Genomic DNA, 16,192 nt, shown 5'->3' on the forward strand with positions numbered 1-16,192 from the left:
ATGATTCTCCCGGCCGCGCGGCAATCGGCCCGGCGCGCACGAGAGACTCGCATTTCATCACCGGCGCCCACGGCAAACGGCCTGAAAACGAACCCCTGCGCGCAACGGGACAGCCCGAACGGCAGACGTAAAGCAAATTAGGGAGCGTGCTACGAAAGACGGACGCTATCGGTATGGCCCAAGAAAACCCTTCGGCGCGGTGGCCAAGGGCATTGGACATTCGATGCGTACATCAGAGGTGCGCGCCAACCCGGCTATGCGAGTTAGCGGCAGGGAAGATCCCGGGGACTAACTCGCGGTGATGGTGTCGACCTGCGCCGACCGGCAACTACCACTAGAACTACTGTCCACGGAAGGACCTCCTGAGAGCTATGACGGCGCGATTTTACCCCCGAGTGCGTCGAAAGAAAAGTGACAATTCACCGTGTTACAAAATGATGACGAATGCAACTTTCCAGCGGGAAGCGGCTCAGTCAGAATCTGTCATGTTTTCGTCACAAACCGCCCACCGGCGGCCGTCGAGGCACCGGCACCGCACGCCGCCCGGTGGCGTACCGGGCAACCGGTCTGGCCTATTTCTGCTTCCCGCTCCCCGAATTTCATGGATTCAATCAACCGCGCCCTGTTCCTGGCCGTCAATGCCTCGCCCAATGTCAGTGAAGGAGAACTGGCCATCGCCGTTCTCCTCGCCAAATACCTGATCCTGCTGCTCCCGGTGGGCCTGACCCTCCTGTGGCTCGCTGGCGGTCGCGACCGCGAGGGGGCCGTGCACGGTCTGCTGGGCGTAGCGCTCGCGCTACTGGTCAACGGTGTGATCGGTCTGGCCTGGTTCGAACCGCGGCCGTTCGTCGTCGGTCTCGGCACGAACCTGCTCCCGCATGCGCCGACGAGTGCCTTCCCCAGCAATCACGCGTCGATCCTGTTCACGTCGGCGTTCGTCCTGATGGGCACGCTCGCGCGCTCGCCTCGCCTGCTCGGCCGGCTCCTGCTGCTATGCGCCGTGCCCGTGTGCTGGGCGCGCGTCTACCTTGGCGTGCACTGGCCGCTCGATATGGTCGGTGCGCTGGCGGTATCGATCGTAGTGGCGCTCATCATGCACACCGCGAGTGCGCGTGAGACGAGTCGTATCGTCGCGGCTATCCTCGAAGCCCTCTATCGCCGCCTGATGGCGTGGCCGATTGCGCGCGGCTGGCTGCGTCGCTGAGCCGGCGGACTTGGGAAACGACGGGAACTGCGGGTTTGCGGACCTGCGGGAAGCGGTGGAAGCTTCAGGAGGGGTTGACGAACAGGCAGGAACGGTAGGAAGACTCGGGAGAACCGAATCTCCCAGTACGGCGTCGGAGACGGGGGATCAGCGGTGGTATTCGCCGGCAGCTTCGGGCTGGTAATCGATGCCGAGCAATGTCAGCGCGATCTGGTGGCCGCCTGGCACTTGCCACTGAATCGACTGACCGACGCGCAAGCCGAGCAGCGCGCTACCCACCGGCGCGAGCACCGAAATGCCGCTCGGCGTGCTCGCCAGATGTTGCGGATACACAAGCGTGACGCGATGTTCCTGCTGCGCGGCGAGATCACGGTAGCGCACCACCGAGTTCATCGTGGCGATGTCGGCCGGCATCTGCTCCGGTTCGACGACGCTCGCCCGGGCAAGCTCTGTTTCGAGTGCCTCCACATACGGCAATGCCGCGCGGGGCGCCTGCGCCATGAGCGCTTCGAGGCGTTCAAGGTCGAGCGTGGAGACAGTGATCGAGGGGCGTTGCGAATGGACGGTGAACATGTCGGCGGGCCTGTTTTTCCTTGACGTTGAGGGAGTGACCTTCAATCTAACAGAAGCCCCGCGCGGCGAGAAGTCCCGGACTTGACCGCCATCCGCTAGAATCGACGCATTAGGCACACAAAGTCGAAGTCATGTCCGAACACACTACCAATGCCGCGCTCTTCGCGCGCGCCCAGCAGACCATCCCCGGCGGCGTGAACTCGCCGGTGCGCGCCTTCCGTTCGGTCGGCGGCACGCCGCGCTTCATCGCCCGCGCCCAAGGCCCTTATATGTGGGACGCCGAAGGCACGCGCTTCATCGACTACATCGGCTCGTGGGGCCCGATGATCGTCGGCCACCTGCATCCGGACGTCGTCGCCGCCGTGCACGCCGCGATGTCGCAAGGCTTCAGCTTCGGGGCGCCCACCGAAGCCGAAGTGGTGATGGCCGAGACCCTCTGCGGCCTCGTGCCGTCCATCGAGCAGGTGCGCCTGGTGTCCTCCGGCACCGAGGCGACGATGAGCGCACTGCGCCTGGCGCGCGGCTTTACCGGCCGCAACAAGATCGTCAAGTTCGAGGGCTGCTATCACGGCCACGCCGACAGCTTGCTCGTGAAGGCCGGCTCCGGCCTGCTCACGTTCGCCGATTCGACGCGCAACGCGCCGTCGTCGGCCGGCGTGCCGCCCGAAGTCACGCGCGACACGCTCGTGCTCGAGTACAACAACGTCGAACAGCTTCGCGAACTGTTCGCCGGCCAAGGCGGCGAGATCGCGGCCGTGATCGTCGAGCCGGTGGCCGGCAACATGAACCTCGTGCGCGGCTCGCGTCACTTCCTGCAGACGCTGCGCGAGCTGTGCACCGCCCATGGCGCCGTGCTTATCTTCGACGAGGTGATGTGCGGGTTCCGCGTCGGGTTGGGCGGTGCGCAAGCGCTGTACGGCATTACGGCCGACCTCACTTGCCTGGGCAAGGTCATCGGCGGCGGCATGCCGGCCGCCGCGTTCGGCGGACGACGCGACATCATGTCGCACCTGGCACCGCTGGGCGGCGTCTACCAGGCCGGCACGCTCTCCGGGAATCCGCTGGCCGTGGCCGCCGGCCTCGCCACGCTCAAACTGATTCAGGCGTCGGGCTTCTACGAGGATCTGGCCAAACGCACATCGAAGCTCGTCACCGGGCTCGTCGAGGCCGCCCAGAGCGCTGGCGTGCCATTCTCGGGCGACAGCGTCGGCGGCATGTTCGGCCTGTACTTCCGTGCCAACGTGCCGCAGAGCTTCGCGGAAGTTACAACGTCCGACGTGGCCCGTTTCAACAAGTTTTTTCATGCGATGCTCGATCGCGGCGTGTATCTCGCGCCGAGCGCCTTCGAAGCGGGCTTCGTCTCGGCAACGCACGACGACACGATCATCGACGCCACGCTCGACGCTGCCCGCGACGCGTTTCGCGCCATTGCGTGATCGTTGCAGGTCACGTGGCTGTCTTCGGCCGGATTTCGCACACCTAGCGAGTCGGCCAGTCTGACCATCACAGGGAGAAACATCATGCAAGTGTCGTTGCCGACAAAGCTTCGCCAATCGTTCGTGCGCTGGTTGGCGCTGGGGGTGCTCACCTCGTTGCTGTCCGCCTGCGGATACAACCAGATTCAGGTCAAGGACGAAGCGGTCAAGGCCGCCTGGAGTGAAGTCGTCAACCAGTACCAGCGACGTGCCGACCTGGTGCCGAATCTGGTGAACACGGTCAAGGGCTACGCCACGCACGAGCAAACGACGCTCACCGAGGTGATCAACGCGCGCGCGAAGGCCACGAGCATCACGGTCACGCCGGAGACGCTCAACGACCCCGAGGCGTTCAAGCGCTTCCAGCAAGCGCAGGGCGAACTGTCCGGCGCACTCTCACGCCTGATGGCCGTCTCGGAGAACTATCCGAACCTGAAGGCCGACGGTCTGTTCCGTGACCTGCAATCGCAGCTCGAAGGCACGGAAAACCGCATCACCGTGGCGCGCAATCGCTACATTCAGGCCGTGCAGGATTACAACGTGTATGTGCGCCAGTTCCCGAACAATCTGACGGCGAAGATGTTCGGCTACGGGCCGAAGCCGAACTTCACGGTCGAGAACGAGAAGGCCATTTCGACCGCGCCGGCCGTCAAATTCTGAGGATCGGATCATGGCTGCCATCTCCGCGGACTACAAGGTGTCGCCAAAGGGCCGTGGAATGCCGACGCGCCGTCCGGTGACGGATGACGCGCGCGGCGGGCACTCGCGCAGTTGGCATTGGGGACCGACGCTTTGGGCGATGCTGGCGCTGGCGTTGGCGTGCCTGGGCTCGCTGGCGTTGCCGGCCAGCGCAGAGGATCTCGTGGCCGTGCCCGCGCTCACCGCGCGGGTAACCGACCTGACCCGCACACTCACGCCCGAGCAGCGCAACGCGCTCGAGACACAGCTCGCACAATACGAGCAACAACGCGGCAGCCAGATTTTCGTTCTGATGGTGCCGAGCACGGCTCCCGAGACGATCGACCAGTACAGCATTCGCGTGGCCGATGCCTGGAAGGCCGGCCGCAAGGGCGTGGACGACGGCGTCATCGTGCTCATCGCGAAGAACAATCCGAACGACCTGCGCAAGATGCGCATTGAAGTCGGACGCGGGGTACAAGGCTCGCTGACCGATGCCATCTCCGGGCGAATCCTGCGCGACGTGATGGCCCCCCATTTCCGCAGCGGTGACTTCTTCGGCGGGTTGGCCGCCGGCGTCGCGGCGGTCGAGGCGGCGATGAACAACGAGGCGCTGCCCGCCCCGAATTTGCCGTCGACGCGCGCGCCGCACTCGGATCTGTCCGATTTCCTGCCGCTGCTCTTCATCGTCTTCATCATCGGGATGGTGGTCCTGATGGAAAGCCGCCGGCGGTTTCAAGGGCCCGGTCTGCCGGGCGTGGGTCCCACCGACCCGCGCTCGCGGGTGCTCACCGGCCAACGCGGGCGCATCGGTGCCGGCGGCTTCGGCGCCGGGCTGGGTGGCGGCCTGGGCGGTCTGGGCGGCTGGGGACGCAACGACGGCGGCGGATTCGATGGCGGCGGCGGAGGTTTCGGCGGCGGCGGTGGCGGATTCGACGGCGGCGGTTCGTCGGGGAACTGGTGATGGCGATGGCAAACGAAGCAATCCCAACGCAACACAAGACGCACGATGTCTCGCGCTGGCTGCGGCATTTGGGCACCTGGCGAGCGCACGCCCGGTGGCTCTTCCCGGACAAGGCGCTCGATGCGCTCGAAGCCGCCATCCGCGATTCCGAAAAGGAGCACCGCTGCGAGATTCGCCTAGTGATCGAAGCTGCCATGCCGCTTGCTGCGGTATGGCACGGGCATACCTGCCGTCAACGCGCCGTTCACTTGTTTCGCCAGCTCGGCGTGGCGCATACGGGCGAGCGCACGGGCATTCTCCTGTACATCAACATCGCCGATCACGATATCGAGCTGATCGCCGACAAGGGCGTCGACGCGCTGGTATCCCCCCGCACGTGGGACACCGTCGTTGCGCAGATGAGCGCCGGCTTTCGTGACGAACGTTATGTCCAGAGCGTGCTCGACGCGCTGAACACCCTGCGCGGCATTGCGCGCGAATTCCTGCCGGCCCATGCCGGCGCGGCGCCGGACAATGCGTTGACCGACCGGCCGCTGATGCTCTGACGCCTCATGTTCTCCGAACAGGATTTCTCTTATATGCGTCGCGCGCTGGCGCTCGCCGAGCGCGCGATGTTCACCACCACGCCGAATCCTCGCGTTGGCTGCGTAATCGTGCAGGACGGACGGATCATCGGCGAAGGCTTCACGCAGCCGGCCGGCCAGGATCACGCCGAAGTGCAGGCCATGAAAGACGCGCGCACGCGGGGCGAGTCGGTGCGTGGCGCCACGGCCTATGTCACGCTCGAACCGTGCAGCCATTACGGCCGCACCCCACCGTGCGCGAAGGGGCTCATCGACGCGGGCGTGAAACGCGTGATCGCCGCGATGGAAGATCCGAACCCGCTCGTGGCCGGGCGCGGCCTGAGCCTGCTGCGCGACGCGGGCATCGAAGTGCGCTGCGGACTGCTGGAGCATGAGGCGCGCGAAATGAACATCGGGTTCGTCGCCCGCATGACGCGCGGCACGCCGTGGGTCCGCATGAAGGTGGCGGCCAGCCTCGACGGCAAGACGGCCCTGCACAACGGCGTGAGCCAATGGCTGACCGGCCCGGCCGCGCGCGCCGACGGCCACGCGTGGCGGGCGCGCGCGTGCGCCATTCTCACCGGCATCGGCACGGTGCGCGAGGACGATCCGTCGCTCACCGTGCGAGAGGTGGAAACGACACGCCAGCCACTGCGCATCGTCGTCGATTCGCGTCTCGAGATTTCCCCGACCGCCAAGGTGCTCGCGAACGGCAACGCGCTCGTAATCTGCGCCAACGGCGATCACGAGCGCGCGTCTCGTCTGCGCGACCTGGGCGTGGAGGTGCTCGACCTGCCCAATACGACCGGCAAGGTCGACCTCTCGGCGCTGCTGCGCACGCTCGGCGAGCGCCAGCTCAACGAACTCCACGTGGAGGCGGGCTACAAGCTCAACGGTTCACTGCTGCGCGAGCGCTGCGTGGACGAACTGCTCACCTACCTCGCGCCGTGCATCGTCGGCGACGCGCAAGGCATGTTCCACCTGCCTGCGCTCACGTCGCTCGACGACAGGCTCGCGCTCAGTTTCACGGACGTGCGCATGATCGAGAGCGATCTGCGGGTGATGGCCCGCGTCAAGCGCGACTGAATCCCCGTCGCCGGGTGCGCCGCGTGCGCTTAAACGTGGAAGCCCACGCGACCGAGCGCCTCCATTTCCACCGACACATACTGGCCCGGCTGGATATATTCGGCGGGTGTCGCACCGCCAGCCATCACGATCCAGCCGGCTTGGAGCGGCTCGCCCGCGGCGGCTGACAGACGCGCCGCTGCGACCAGCGAACGCAGCGGATGGCCGAGCAGCGCCGCCGTCGATCCCACCTGCACGGTGCGGCCGTTGATCGTCATGGCCAATCCCAGATTCGAGAAATCGACATGCGGATCGTGCCAGGCCCCAATCACGAAGCCGCTCGACGACGCGTTGTCGGCAATCACTTCCGGCAACGTGAACTTGAAGTCCTTGTAGCGCGAATCGATGATCTCGATGGCCGGCGCAATCGCTTCGACCGCCGCGAGCGCCTGCGGGCCCGTGACATGGCCTTCCAGCGGTTGCTTCAGGATGAAGGCGATTTCCGGCTCGACGCGTGGATGCACGTACCGCTTGAAGTCGATGGCCGTCCCCTCCTCGATCTGCATGCCGGACGTGAGGCGCCCCCATATCACATCGGAGAGCCCCATCTGCATCATCTTCGCGCGGCTGGTAAAGCCCATCTTCACGCCAACACGCGTCTCGCCGCGTTCGGCGCGGCGGGCGAGCGATGCGGCCTGAATGGCGTACGCGTCGTCGAGCGACAGACGATTGTCGGTATCGAACTGTTCGACCTCGTGCGCGAAATGGGCCGCGTCGTCGAGCAGCGTTGCGTAGTCTTGAATGTGGCTCATCGTGCCGCCTCGCTGGCAGATTCGAACACGGCGCGGACCGAGCCCAGGCCGTTGATACGGGTCTCGAAGATATCGCCCGGGGCCACGGCGACCATCGGGCCAAGCGCGCCCGAAAGCACCAGGTCGCCCGCCTTGAGCGGCGTGCCCACCGCCGCCATCGTGCGGGCTAACCACACCACGGCGTTGATCGGGCTGCCCAGGCAGGCCGCGCCCGCGCCGACGGACACCGGCTCGCCGCGACGCTCCATGACCATGCCGCACAGGCGCACGTCGAATTCGGCGAGCGTCTTCGGCGTATTGCCGATCACGTAGGCCGACGACGATGCGTTATCGGCAATCGTGTCGGTGATGCGGATGTTCCAGTCGGCCACGCGGCTGCCGACGATCTCCAGCGCGGGCAACGCGTACTCGATGGCGTTGATGACGTCGAGTTGGCCCGGGTTGTCGACACTCAAATCCCGGCCGATGACGAAGGCGATCTCGGCCTCGATCTTCGGCTGCGTGAGGATCGAGGCGGGAATCGGCTCGCCGTCGCCATAGCCCATGTCGTCGAACAGCAAGCCGAAATCGGGCTGATCGACGCCAAGCTGCTTCTGCACGGCGACCGACGTCAAGCCGATCTTGCAGCCGACGACGCGGCGCCCGGCCGCCAGATGCCGCTCGGTGTTGATACGCTGAATGGCGTAGGCGTCATCGATGGTGAGCGGCGCGTACGTGTCGCGCAGCGGGGCGATGAAGCGGTGCGAGCGCCCGGCGTCGTGCAGCGCGTCGGCCGCCTGCTGCAGGCGCGCCTGTGTGGCGGCGTCGCGCGGCGAGGTCGCGCTCATCGGGCGTCCGCCCTGGCCGGCGCCGCCGGCTCATCCTTGGTGTGCTCGCCCACCGCCCAGTGCGCGGCCGGTACTTGCGTCGCATACACGCGGATCGATTCGAGCGGTGCGCCGAGTGTCTCGTGGACGGTGCGTGCCACGGCCTTGACGCAGGCCTTCACGGTGGCGTCGTCGCGACCTTCCACCAAATGGATTTGTACGATTGGCATGAGGCTGTCCCCCTGAAAATGCCGAAAAGAAAGCTTTCGGAGGAAGCCATCATGCGCGCGCCGAGAGATACCGTCCAATACCTATTTTCCAGATTCCGATACTATTTCGGTATCACGTTATCCCGCCGGAACGGAGCCGTCCATGGACATCAAGCAAATGCGCTACTTTCTTGCCGTCGCGCAGGAAGGCCATTTCGGGCGGGCGGCACAGCGGCTGAACATGGCGCAGCCACCGCTCACCCGCCACATTCACGCGCTCGAAGCCCAGCTGGGCACACCGCTATTCGTGCGTACCCCCAAGGGCGCCACGCTGACCGCCGCGGGGCAGACGCTGCTTGCCGAAGTGCCGAACATCCTGGCGCTCGCACGCCGCGCCGAGGAGCAGACGCGCCTCGCCGGCGAAGGCTATATCGGACGGCTCGACGTCGGCATCTTCAGCTCGGGCATTCTCAACGCGATTCCGCGCTTGCTGGCGAGCTTTCATACCGAGCGCCCCGAAGTGAAGATCGGCCTGCACAACCTGTCGAAGACCGACCAGATCGCGGCGCTGCGCGAGCGGCGCATCGCCATTGGCTTCAATCGGCTGATTCCGGACGAGCCGGATCTCGTCGTCGACTGGATTCATCGCGAGCCGTTTCTCGTCGCGCTCTACGAAGGTCATCCGCTATGCGAGCGCGCGTTGCTGACCCTGGCGGATCTCGATAACGAGCGAATGATCCTGTATCCGAACGCCCCGGTGCCGGGACTCGCAGAGGAAGTCGCCGCCGCGTTTCGGGCCGAGGGCGTGACGTTGCGCGTGGAGCAGGAAGTGGAGGATGTCGTGACGTCGATCGCGCTCGTCGCGAGCCGCTTCGGCGTTTGCGTGACGACGGAGTCGGCGGCGAACCTGCGGCTACCCGGCGTGGTGTACCGACCGCTGAAATCACGACATCTGCGCGCCATCGAACTGAACTGCATGTACCGGCGCGACGACGATTCCCCGATTCTCAACGCCTTTCTCGCGCTCATCCGGCGCTCGCGCAATCGGCGTCACACCTTGGCGATGTAGCGCGTCGATCGATCCGGCGCTTCCGAGATCGGATGCAAACCGCCTGAATTGGATATCAATGAATGGCGGATTGTATCCAAAATGTCCTGTTCGACAATCCATCCCGTCTTCTCCCTTGCCGCCGACTCGCCCCTCGATTTGTCGATTCATCGCCGATTTTTTTAGATTTCAATCTGCGTAGTACTACGTATCATCGTTGTGACGACTCTTATTTTTTTCTTTTCAACGTCTTGAAACGCTTTATTCATGCGGGTTTTACGGCATCTCTGGATAGCTATTCCAATTTAACGGCGGATTACGCTACTATGGCGCATCGTTTCTGTCGCCTGCGGCAGGAGTGAGCCAATACCGACCGGGTTCCGCCGTCGATCAAGCGCACCGCACGACCGGGTGCTCAAAAAATACAAATCAAGGAGATGTCCACGATGCAGTTCCGTCACAAATCCCTGTTCGTCGCCGCTGCGCTTGCCGTTCTCGGCACGGGCGCCAACGCCGAGACCGTCAAGATCGCCATCGCCGGCCCGTTCAGCGGCTCGGTCGCCCAATATGGCGACATGGTGAAGGCGGGTGCGCTGACCGCCATCGACGAAATCAATGCGGCAGGCGGGGCGAACGGCAACAAGCTGGAAGCCGTGATGATGGACGACGCGTGCGAGCCGAAGCAGGCCGTCGCCGTCGCCAACAAGATCGTCAGCCAGAAGATCAAGTACGTGATCGGTCACGTTTGCTCGGGCTCGACGATCCCGGCATCGGACATCTATGAGAACGAAGGCGTGGTGATGATTACGCCGTCGGCGACTGCACCGCAACTGACCGAAGGCAAGAAGCGTCACTTCATCTTCCGCACCATCGGCCGTGACGACCAGCAAGGTCCGGCGGCCGCGCAGTACATCATCAACAAGGTCAAGCCGAAGAAGGTGGCCGTGCTGCACGACAAGCAGTCGTACGGCCAGGGTATCGCCACGTCGGTGAAGAAGGACCTCGACGCCGCCAAGATCCCGGTTGTGCTGTTCGAAGGCATCAACGCCGGCGACTCCGACTACTCGGCCGTCATCACCAAGCTCAAGGCACAGGGCGTGGACTTCGTGTACTTCGGCGGCTATCACCCGGAAATGGGGCTGCTGCTGCGCCAGGCACGCGAACAAGGTGTGAAGGCCACGTTCATGGGTCCGGAAGGCGTGGGCAACAAGGACGTGACGGCGATCGCCGGCCCGGCCTCGGAAGGCATGCTCGTGACGCTGCCCGCCGACTTCGCGGCCGACCCGGCCAACGCCAAGCTGGTGAAGGCCTTCGCGAGCGCCAAGCGCGATCCGAACGGTCCGTTCCAGATGCCGGCCTACACGGCGGTGCAACTGATCGCCAAGAGCATTGCCGGCGCGAAGAGCACCGACTCGGAGAAGGTGGCCAAGTACCTGCACGCGAACACGTTCGACACGCCGATCGGCAAGGTGGCGTATGACGCGGCAGGCGATCTGAAGTCGTTCAAGTTCGTGGTCTACACCTGGCACAAAGACGCCACCAAGACCGCCGCCAACTGATTTCCTGACGCTTTACCGGCCAGCGAATCCCCCCAGCCGCCCGCCGTTCCCGGCGGGCGGCGTGCATTCGCGCTCGGCCACCGCTCGTCGCGAGGCTTCCCGCATGAACGAATTTTTCCCGCAGTTTGCCCAGCAACTGGTCAACGGCCTGACGCTGGGCGCGATTTACGCGTTGATTGCCATCGGCTACACGATGGTCTACGGCATCATCGGCATGATCAACTTTGCCCACGGCGAGATCTACATGATCGGCGCCTACGTCGGTCTCGTCACACTGACGGCCATCGGCACCGCAGCGGGTTACCCGTTGCCGCTCGTTTTGGGCGCGGCGCTGCTGGTCTCGGTGCTGATCACCGGCCTGTATGGCTTTGCGATCGAGCGGGTGGCGTATCGCCCGCTGCGCGGCGGCCCGCGTCTCGGACCGCTGATCTCCGCCATCGGCATGTCCATCTTCCTGCAAAACTACGTGCAGATCGGCCAGGGAGCGCGCGACGTGTCCGTGCCGATGCTGATCTCCGGCGCCATCGATATCCCGATGGGTGACTTCACGGTGACCATTCCCTACGCGCGCATGCTGATCGTAGGCGTGACCGTCGCGCTGATGATTCTGCTCACGCTGTTCATCGCCAACTCGCGCATGGGCCGCGCCTGCCGTGCCTGCGCCGAGGACATGCGCATGGCCAACCTGCTCGGCATCGATACGAACCGCGTGATCTCGTTCACCTTCGTGCTCGGCGCCATGCTCGCGGCCGTCGGCGGCGTGCTGATCGGCCTGACCATCGGCAAGCTCAATCCGTACATCGGCTTCATCGCCGGTATCAAGGCCTTCACGGCAGCGGTACTGGGCGGCATCGGCAGCGTTCCCGGCGCCATGCTGGGCGGTGTATTGCTGGGGCTGGCGGAAACGCTCGCCTCCGGCTACATGCCTTCCGAGTACAAGGACATCGTGGCGTTCTGCCTGCTGGTGCTGGTGCTGCTGTTCCGCCCCACCGGCCTGCTGGGCAAGCCCGACGTCGAGAAAGTCTGAGGTCGACCATGACACAACCCCTCACGCTCAAGTCCGGCGCCGCCCAACGCGCACCGGCCGGCGACACCCTCAAGGGTGCGGTCATCTCCGCACTCGTGACGATCGTGCTCACCGCCCCCATCCTCGGCCTGCAACTGAAGCTCGACGGCTACCGCGTCGTGATCGAGCAGCACTGGCGTCCGGTCTGGATCGCCGCGGCCGTCGTCTTCGTGTTCCAGATGCTCAAGCCGTTCCTGCTGCGCTCGACGCGTGCCATCACGCTGCCGGCCATCCCCACCCTGGGACGCCGTCAGCAACTGAGCGCCATGTGGGTGCTGCTCGCCATCGGGCTCGCGTGGCCGTTCGTCGGCTCGCGCGGCGCGGTGGATGTGGCGACGCTGGCCCTCATCTACTGCGTGCTCGGCCTGGGCCTGAACATCGTCGTGGGATTCGCCGGTCTGCTCGATCTGGGCTACGTCGGCTTCTACGCGGTCGGCGGCTATACATATGCCCTGCTCAACCAGTACTTCGGCCTGACCTTTTGGGAATGCCTGCCGATTGCCGCACTCATGTCCGCCACCTTCGGGTTCCTGCTCGGCTTCCCGGTGCTGCGCCTGCGGGGCGACTATCTGGCCATCGTGACGCTCGGCTTCGGGGAAATCATCCGCCTGCTGCTGAACAACCTGACGAGCCTGACCGGTGGACCGGACGGTGTCTCGGGCATTCCGAAGCCCAGTGTCTTCGGCATCGAGATGGCGCGATCATCGAGTGTCGATGGCGTGAAGACGTTCCACGAACTGATCGGCTTGCCGTACGACGGCTCGCACATGGTGATCTACCTCTACCTGCTGGCGTTTGCGTTAGTGGGCTTCACGCTGTTTGTCACTAGCCGCCTGATCCGCATGCCGATTGGCCGCGCCTGGGAAGCGTTGCGCGAAGATGAAATCGCGTGCCGCTCGCTCGGCCTGAACCCCACGCGCATCAAGCTCTCCGCGTTCACACTCGGGGCATCGTTCGCCGGGCTCGCCGGTGCATTCTTTGCCGCACGTCAGGGGCTGGTCACGCCCGAATCGTTCACATTCATCGAATCGGCGCTGATCCTCGCCGTGGTCGTGCTCGGTGGCATGGGCTCGCAAATCGGCGTGATTCTCGCGGCGATTCTGCTGACCGTCCTGCCGGAAGTCGCGCGCGACTTTGCCGAATACCGCATGCTGATTTTCGGCCTGGTGATGGTACTGATGATGATGTGGCGTCCGCAGGGCCTGTTGCCCGCCACCCGCCCGCACGTGGAGTTGCCGCAATGAGTGCAGCACTGTTGAAACTCTCCGGCCTGCAGATGCGCTTCGGCGGTCTGCTGGCCGTCGATGGCGTCGATTTCGACGTCCGCCCGCACGAAGTCTTCGCCATCATCGGCCCGAACGGCGCCGGCAAGACGACCGTATTCAATTGCGTTGGCGGCTTCTATCGCCCCACGGGCGGCTCGATCACGCTCGACGGCGACAACATCACCGGCCTGCCGAGCCATAGCGTGGCGCGACGTGGCCTCGTACGCACGTTCCAGAACATCCGCCTGTTCCGCCAGTTGACGGTGGTGGAGAACCTGCTCGTTGCACAGCACATGCGCGTGCATAGCGGCTTTCTGCAAGGGCTGTTCTCGACGAGCGCGTTCCGTCGCGCCGAACGCGCGGCGCTCGAGCGCGCCAAGGCGTGGCTCGACCGGTTGGGCCTGACGGCCGTCGCCAACCGCGAGGCCGGCACGCTGTCGTACGGACACCAGCGACGTCTCGAAATTGCACGCTGCATGATCACGGAACCGCGTCTGCTCATGCTCGACGAACCGGCCGCCGGCCTCAATCCGCAAGAGAAGGTCGAGTTGCAGCAACTCGTCGACAACCTGCGTCACGAGTTCGGGATTTCAGTGCTGCTGATCGAGCACGACATGAGCCTCGTCATGGGCGTGTCGGACCGGATTCTCGTGATGGAACACGGCAAGCCGATCATGACCGGCAAGCCCGACGAGGTGCGGCGCGACCCGCGCGTCATCAAGGCCTACCTCGGGGAGGAATAATGCTCAAGCTGGAACAAATCCATACCCATTACGGGGCTGTCGAGGCGCTCTCGGGCGTGTCGATCGAAGTGAACAAGGGCGAGATCGTCACGCTCATCGGCAGTAACGGCGCGGGCAAGACGACGTTGATGATGACCGTGTGCGGCACGCCGCGCGCATCGAGCGGACGTGTCATGTTCGAAGATCGCGACATCACGGGATGCGCCACGCACGACATCATGCGCATGGGGCTGGCGATTTCACCGGAAGGCCGCCGGGTATTTCCGAGTCTGACGGTCATCGAGAACCTGAAGATGGGCGGCTTTTTCGCCTCCAAGGATCAGATCGACGCCGGGATGGACCACGTGTTCAAACTGTTCCCGCGGCTCGCGCAGCGCGGCAAGCAGCGCGCGGGCACGATGTCGGGCGGCGAACAGCAGATGCTGGCCATCGGGCGGGCGCTGATGAGCCGTCCGCGCCTGCTGTTGCTCGACGAACCGACGCTCGGCCTGGCACCGCTCGTGATCGCGCAGATCTTCGACATCATTCGCGCGATTCGCGAAGAAGGCGTCACCGTGTTTCTGGTGGAGCAAAACGCGAACAAGGCGTTGAACGTGGCCGATCGCGGCTATGTGCTCGAGACCGGTCGCGTCGTGCTCGCCGACTCGGCCGAGAACCTGCTCGCGAACGACGACATCAAACGCGCGTATCTCGGCGCGTGACGTAGCGCGCCGCGGCCCAGCGCACGGACGTTCGGCGTCAAAATGAGACATGGGGACGCACCCTTCGGTGGCGTCCTCATGTTCTCATGCGGCAAGGCGCACCCACGGCCCACGACGTCGCCCGGATTGGCACGTCACGCGGTTCACTGGCCCCACCCGATCCGGATTCGCGCACTTGCGAGATTCGGACGCAGACGGACACCCGCTTGGCGTAGAATAGAGCCTTTCCAAATTCCGCCCCGCGTTGTCCGCTATGCCGTTGGCCACTACAGAAGAAATCATTGCCGAGCTGAAGGCCGGCCGCATGGTTGTCCTCGTCGACGAGGAAGACCGCGAAAACGAAGGCGACCTGGTCATGGCGGCCGAGTTCGCGACGCCTGAAGCCATCAACTTCATGGCCAAATACGGCCGCGGCCTGATTTGCCTCACGCTCACGCAGGCGCGTTGCAAGCAGCTCAACCTGCCGCTGATGACCTACCGCAACGGGACCCAGTACGGCACCGCGTTCACGCTGTCGATCGAAGCGGCCGAAGGCGTCACCACGGGCATCTCGGCAGCGGATCGCGCCCACACGGTGCAGACGGCCATTGGCCGCGACGCGCGTCCGGAGGACATCGTCCAGCCGGGTCATGTGTTCCCGATCATGGCGCAGCCCGGCGGCGTGTTGGTGCGCGCCGGTCACACCGAAGCCGGTTGCGACCTGACGGCCATGGCCGGCCTCACGCCCGCCGCCGTCATCTGCGAAATCATGAACGACGACGGCACGATGGCACGCCTGCCGCAGTTGCTGGAGTTCGCCGAGCAGCACAACATCAAGATCGGTACGATCGTCGATCTGATCCACTACCGCAGCCGCACCGAATCGATGATCGAGACGGTCGCCACGCGCGAAATGCAAACGGCCTGGGGCCCGTTCCAGGCCACGCTTTACCGCGACAAGCCGAGCGGCAATCCGCACCTCGCGCTGGTGCGCGGGGTTCCGAACCCAGCCGACGAAACGCTCGTGCGCGTGCACGAACCGCTCTCGGTGCTCGACCTGCTCGAGACCGGCGTGTCGACCCACTCCTGGACCCTCGCGGGCGCGATGCAAGCGATTGCCGAGGCGGACAAAGGGGTTGTCGTGCTGCTGAACTGCGTGGAGACGCCCGAGCATCTGTTCAATCAGTTCGAAGCGCTCGACGAAACCGAGCAGGCGGCGCGCGCCAAGCGCCGCCCTGTGGACTTCCGCACGCACGGCGTTGGCGCGCAAATCTTGCGCGAGCTGGGCGTCGGTAAAATGCGGGTGCTCTCGAGCCCGCGCAAAATCCCCAACATGGCAGGTTATGGCCTGGAGGTCACCGGCTTCCAGCCGATGCCCGGCGCACCGGGCGCCTGAATAGTCTTGTATCGATGGCCCGCCCGCCAGTGGCAGCGGGGCATCACCTTGCCGAGCCATGCCTGTCTCGGGCATGCCGGCACAAC

At 64.8% G+C, this 16,192-nt stretch carries 17 protein-coding genes; 13 read left to right on the forward strand and 4 right to left on the reverse strand.

Annotated elements, in window-relative coordinates; all coding sequences use genetic code 11:
• The first annotated feature begins 601 nt into the window (after nucleotides 1-601).
• The gene (locus tag BGP02_RS16680; RefSeq protein WP_017235302.1) at nucleotides 602-1,204 is read left to right on the forward strand and encodes a phosphatase PAP2 family protein; all 603 of its coding nucleotides are present in this window, start codon (nucleotides 602-604) and stop codon (nucleotides 1,202-1,204) included.
• A gap of 147 nt (nucleotides 1,205-1,351) precedes the next feature.
• On the opposite strand, the gene rnk is transcribed toward BGP02_RS16680, so the two are convergent.
• Complete coding sequence (rnk, locus tag BGP02_RS16685; protein WP_017235301.1) at nucleotides 1,352-1,777, reverse strand: nucleoside diphosphate kinase regulator; 426 nt, start codon at nucleotides 1,775-1,777, stop codon at nucleotides 1,352-1,354.
• Between the two features lie 131 nt (nucleotides 1,778-1,908).
• Here rnk and hemL point away from each other — a divergent pair, with 131 nt between their 5' ends.
• The 5 genes from hemL to ribD all read left to right on the forward strand — a co-directional run bounded on the left by hemL (nucleotide 1,909) and on the right by ribD (nucleotide 6,543).
• On the forward strand, nucleotides 1,909-3,213 hold the full coding sequence (hemL, locus tag BGP02_RS16690) for a glutamate-1-semialdehyde 2,1-aminomutase (RefSeq protein WP_286798870.1): 1,305 nt from the start codon (nucleotides 1,909-1,911) through the stop codon (nucleotides 3,211-3,213).
• A gap of 84 nt (nucleotides 3,214-3,297) precedes the next feature.
• Nucleotides 3,298-3,912, forward strand: a complete 615-nt coding sequence (locus BGP02_RS16695; protein ID WP_017235299.1) for a LemA family protein — start codon at nucleotides 3,298-3,300, stop codon at nucleotides 3,910-3,912.
• A gap of 139 nt (nucleotides 3,913-4,051) precedes the next feature.
• Nucleotides 4,052-4,894: a TPM domain-containing protein gene (locus tag BGP02_RS16700; protein WP_286798893.1), complete on the forward strand. Its 843-nt coding sequence runs from the start codon at nucleotides 4,052-4,054 to the stop codon at nucleotides 4,892-4,894.
• Nucleotides 4,895-4,899: 5 nt separating this feature from the next.
• Nucleotides 4,900-5,439, forward strand: a complete 540-nt coding sequence (locus tag BGP02_RS16705; protein WP_157211539.1) for a TPM domain-containing protein — start codon at nucleotides 4,900-4,902, stop codon at nucleotides 5,437-5,439.
• 6 nt (nucleotides 5,440-5,445) lie between these two features.
• Nucleotides 5,446-6,543 carry a bifunctional diaminohydroxyphosphoribosylaminopyrimidine deaminase/5-amino-6-(5-phosphoribosylamino)uracil reductase RibD gene (ribD, locus tag BGP02_RS16710; protein WP_026132223.1) on the forward strand — a complete coding sequence of 366 codons (1,098 nt, stop codon included), beginning with the start codon at nucleotides 5,446-5,448 and terminating at the stop codon, nucleotides 6,541-6,543.
• Between the two features lie 29 nt (nucleotides 6,544-6,572).
• Here the strand turns inward: ribD and BGP02_RS16715 are convergent, their stop codons facing one another.
• Genes BGP02_RS16715 through BGP02_RS16725 form a run of 3 tightly spaced genes read right to left on the reverse strand, consistent with a single transcriptional unit; the run spans nucleotide 6,573 to nucleotide 8,370 of the window.
• Entirely contained in the window at nucleotides 6,573-7,334 is a 762-nt protein-coding gene (locus BGP02_RS16715; RefSeq protein ID WP_017235295.1) for a 2-keto-4-pentenoate hydratase, read from the reverse strand.
• On the reverse strand, nucleotides 7,331-8,161 hold the full coding sequence (gene mhpD, locus BGP02_RS16720; RefSeq protein ID WP_261939135.1) for a 2-keto-4-pentenoate hydratase: 831 nt from the start codon (nucleotides 8,159-8,161) through the stop codon (nucleotides 7,331-7,333). The genes BGP02_RS16715 and mhpD overlap by 4 nt, the downstream gene beginning before the upstream one ends.
• Nucleotides 8,158-8,370, reverse strand: a complete 213-nt coding sequence (locus tag BGP02_RS16725) for a tautomerase family protein (protein WP_017235294.1) — start codon at nucleotides 8,368-8,370, stop codon at nucleotides 8,158-8,160. The genes mhpD and BGP02_RS16725 overlap by 4 nt, the downstream gene beginning before the upstream one ends.
• A 142-nt stretch (nucleotides 8,371-8,512) precedes the next feature.
• Here BGP02_RS16725 and BGP02_RS16730 point away from each other — a divergent pair, with 142 nt between their 5' ends.
• The 7 genes from BGP02_RS16730 to ribBA all read left to right on the forward strand — a co-directional run bounded on the left by BGP02_RS16730 (nucleotide 8,513) and on the right by ribBA (nucleotide 16,106).
• The gene (locus BGP02_RS16730; RefSeq protein ID WP_017235293.1) at nucleotides 8,513-9,418 is read left to right on the forward strand and encodes a LysR family transcriptional regulator; all 906 of its coding nucleotides are present in this window, start codon (nucleotides 8,513-8,515) and stop codon (nucleotides 9,416-9,418) included.
• A 425-nt stretch (nucleotides 9,419-9,843) separates the two neighbouring features.
• On the forward strand, nucleotides 9,844-10,956 hold the full coding sequence (locus tag BGP02_RS16735; RefSeq protein WP_017235292.1) for a branched-chain amino acid ABC transporter substrate-binding protein: 1,113 nt from the start codon (nucleotides 9,844-9,846) through the stop codon (nucleotides 10,954-10,956).
• 103 nt (nucleotides 10,957-11,059) lie between these two features.
• Nucleotides 11,060-11,983 carry a high-affinity branched-chain amino acid ABC transporter permease LivH gene (livH, locus tag BGP02_RS16740; protein ID WP_017235291.1) on the forward strand — a complete coding sequence of 308 codons (924 nt, stop codon included), beginning with the start codon at nucleotides 11,060-11,062 and terminating at the stop codon, nucleotides 11,981-11,983.
• A gap of 8 nt (nucleotides 11,984-11,991) precedes the next feature.
• Nucleotides 11,992-13,266, forward strand: a complete 1,275-nt coding sequence (locus BGP02_RS16745; protein ID WP_017235290.1) for a high-affinity branched-chain amino acid ABC transporter permease LivM — start codon at nucleotides 11,992-11,994, stop codon at nucleotides 13,264-13,266.
• Nucleotides 13,263-14,030: a high-affinity branched-chain amino acid ABC transporter ATP-binding protein LivG gene (gene livG, locus BGP02_RS16750; RefSeq protein ID WP_261939137.1), complete on the forward strand. Its 768-nt coding sequence runs from the start codon at nucleotides 13,263-13,265 to the stop codon at nucleotides 14,028-14,030. Before BGP02_RS16745 ends, livG begins: the two co-directional genes overlap by 4 nt.
• A complete protein-coding gene (locus BGP02_RS16755) occupies nucleotides 14,030-14,731 on the forward strand; it encodes an ABC transporter ATP-binding protein (protein ID WP_017235288.1) in 702 nt (233 codons plus the stop codon). Before livG ends, BGP02_RS16755 begins: the two co-directional genes overlap by 1 nt.
• Before the next feature lie 253 nt (nucleotides 14,732-14,984).
• Entirely contained in the window at nucleotides 14,985-16,106 is a 1,122-nt protein-coding gene (ribBA, locus tag BGP02_RS16760) for a bifunctional 3,4-dihydroxy-2-butanone-4-phosphate synthase/GTP cyclohydrolase II (protein WP_017235287.1), read from the forward strand.
• Nucleotides 16,107-16,192: the final 86 nt, after the last annotated feature.

The sequence above is a fragment of the Pandoraea sp. 64-18 genome, from assembly GCF_001899225.1.
Classification (GTDB): domain Bacteria; phylum Pseudomonadota; class Gammaproteobacteria; order Burkholderiales; family Burkholderiaceae; genus Pandoraea; species Pandoraea cepalis.

Coding starts and splice junctions, on each gene's coding strand:
- BGP02_RS16680 (WP_017235302.1), top strand. CDS start 602: ATGGATTCAATCAACCGCGCCCTGTTCCTGGCCGTCAATGCCTCGCCC.
- rnk (WP_017235301.1), bottom strand. CDS start 1,777: ATGTTCACCGTCCATTCGCAACGCCCCTCGATCACTGTCTCCACGCTC.
- hemL (WP_286798870.1), top strand. CDS start 1,909: ATGTCCGAACACACTACCAATGCCGCGCTCTTCGCGCGCGCCCAGCAG.
- BGP02_RS16695 (WP_017235299.1), top strand. CDS start 3,298: ATGCAAGTGTCGTTGCCGACAAAGCTTCGCCAATCGTTCGTGCGCTGG.
- BGP02_RS16700 (WP_286798893.1), top strand. CDS start 4,052: ATGCTGGCGCTGGCGTTGGCGTGCCTGGGCTCGCTGGCGTTGCCGGCC.
- BGP02_RS16705 (WP_157211539.1), top strand. CDS start 4,900: ATGGCAAACGAAGCAATCCCAACGCAACACAAGACGCACGATGTCTCG.
- ribD (WP_026132223.1), top strand. CDS start 5,446: ATGTTCTCCGAACAGGATTTCTCTTATATGCGTCGCGCGCTGGCGCTC.
- BGP02_RS16715 (WP_017235295.1), bottom strand. CDS start 7,334: ATGAGCCACATTCAAGACTACGCAACGCTGCTCGACGACGCGGCCCAT.
- mhpD (WP_261939135.1), bottom strand. CDS start 8,161: ATGAGCGCGACCTCGCCGCGCGACGCCGCCACACAGGCGCGCCTGCAG.
- BGP02_RS16725 (WP_017235294.1), bottom strand. CDS start 8,370: ATGCCAATCGTACAAATCCATTTGGTGGAAGGTCGCGACGACGCCACC.
- BGP02_RS16730 (WP_017235293.1), top strand. CDS start 8,513: ATGGACATCAAGCAAATGCGCTACTTTCTTGCCGTCGCGCAGGAAGGC.
- BGP02_RS16735 (WP_017235292.1), top strand. CDS start 9,844: ATGCAGTTCCGTCACAAATCCCTGTTCGTCGCCGCTGCGCTTGCCGTT.
- livH (WP_017235291.1), top strand. CDS start 11,060: ATGAACGAATTTTTCCCGCAGTTTGCCCAGCAACTGGTCAACGGCCTG.
- BGP02_RS16745 (WP_017235290.1), top strand. CDS start 11,992: ATGACACAACCCCTCACGCTCAAGTCCGGCGCCGCCCAACGCGCACCG.
- livG (WP_261939137.1), top strand. CDS start 13,263: ATGAGTGCAGCACTGTTGAAACTCTCCGGCCTGCAGATGCGCTTCGGC.
- BGP02_RS16755 (WP_017235288.1), top strand. CDS start 14,030: ATGCTCAAGCTGGAACAAATCCATACCCATTACGGGGCTGTCGAGGCG.
- ribBA (WP_017235287.1), top strand. CDS start 14,985: ATGCCGTTGGCCACTACAGAAGAAATCATTGCCGAGCTGAAGGCCGGC.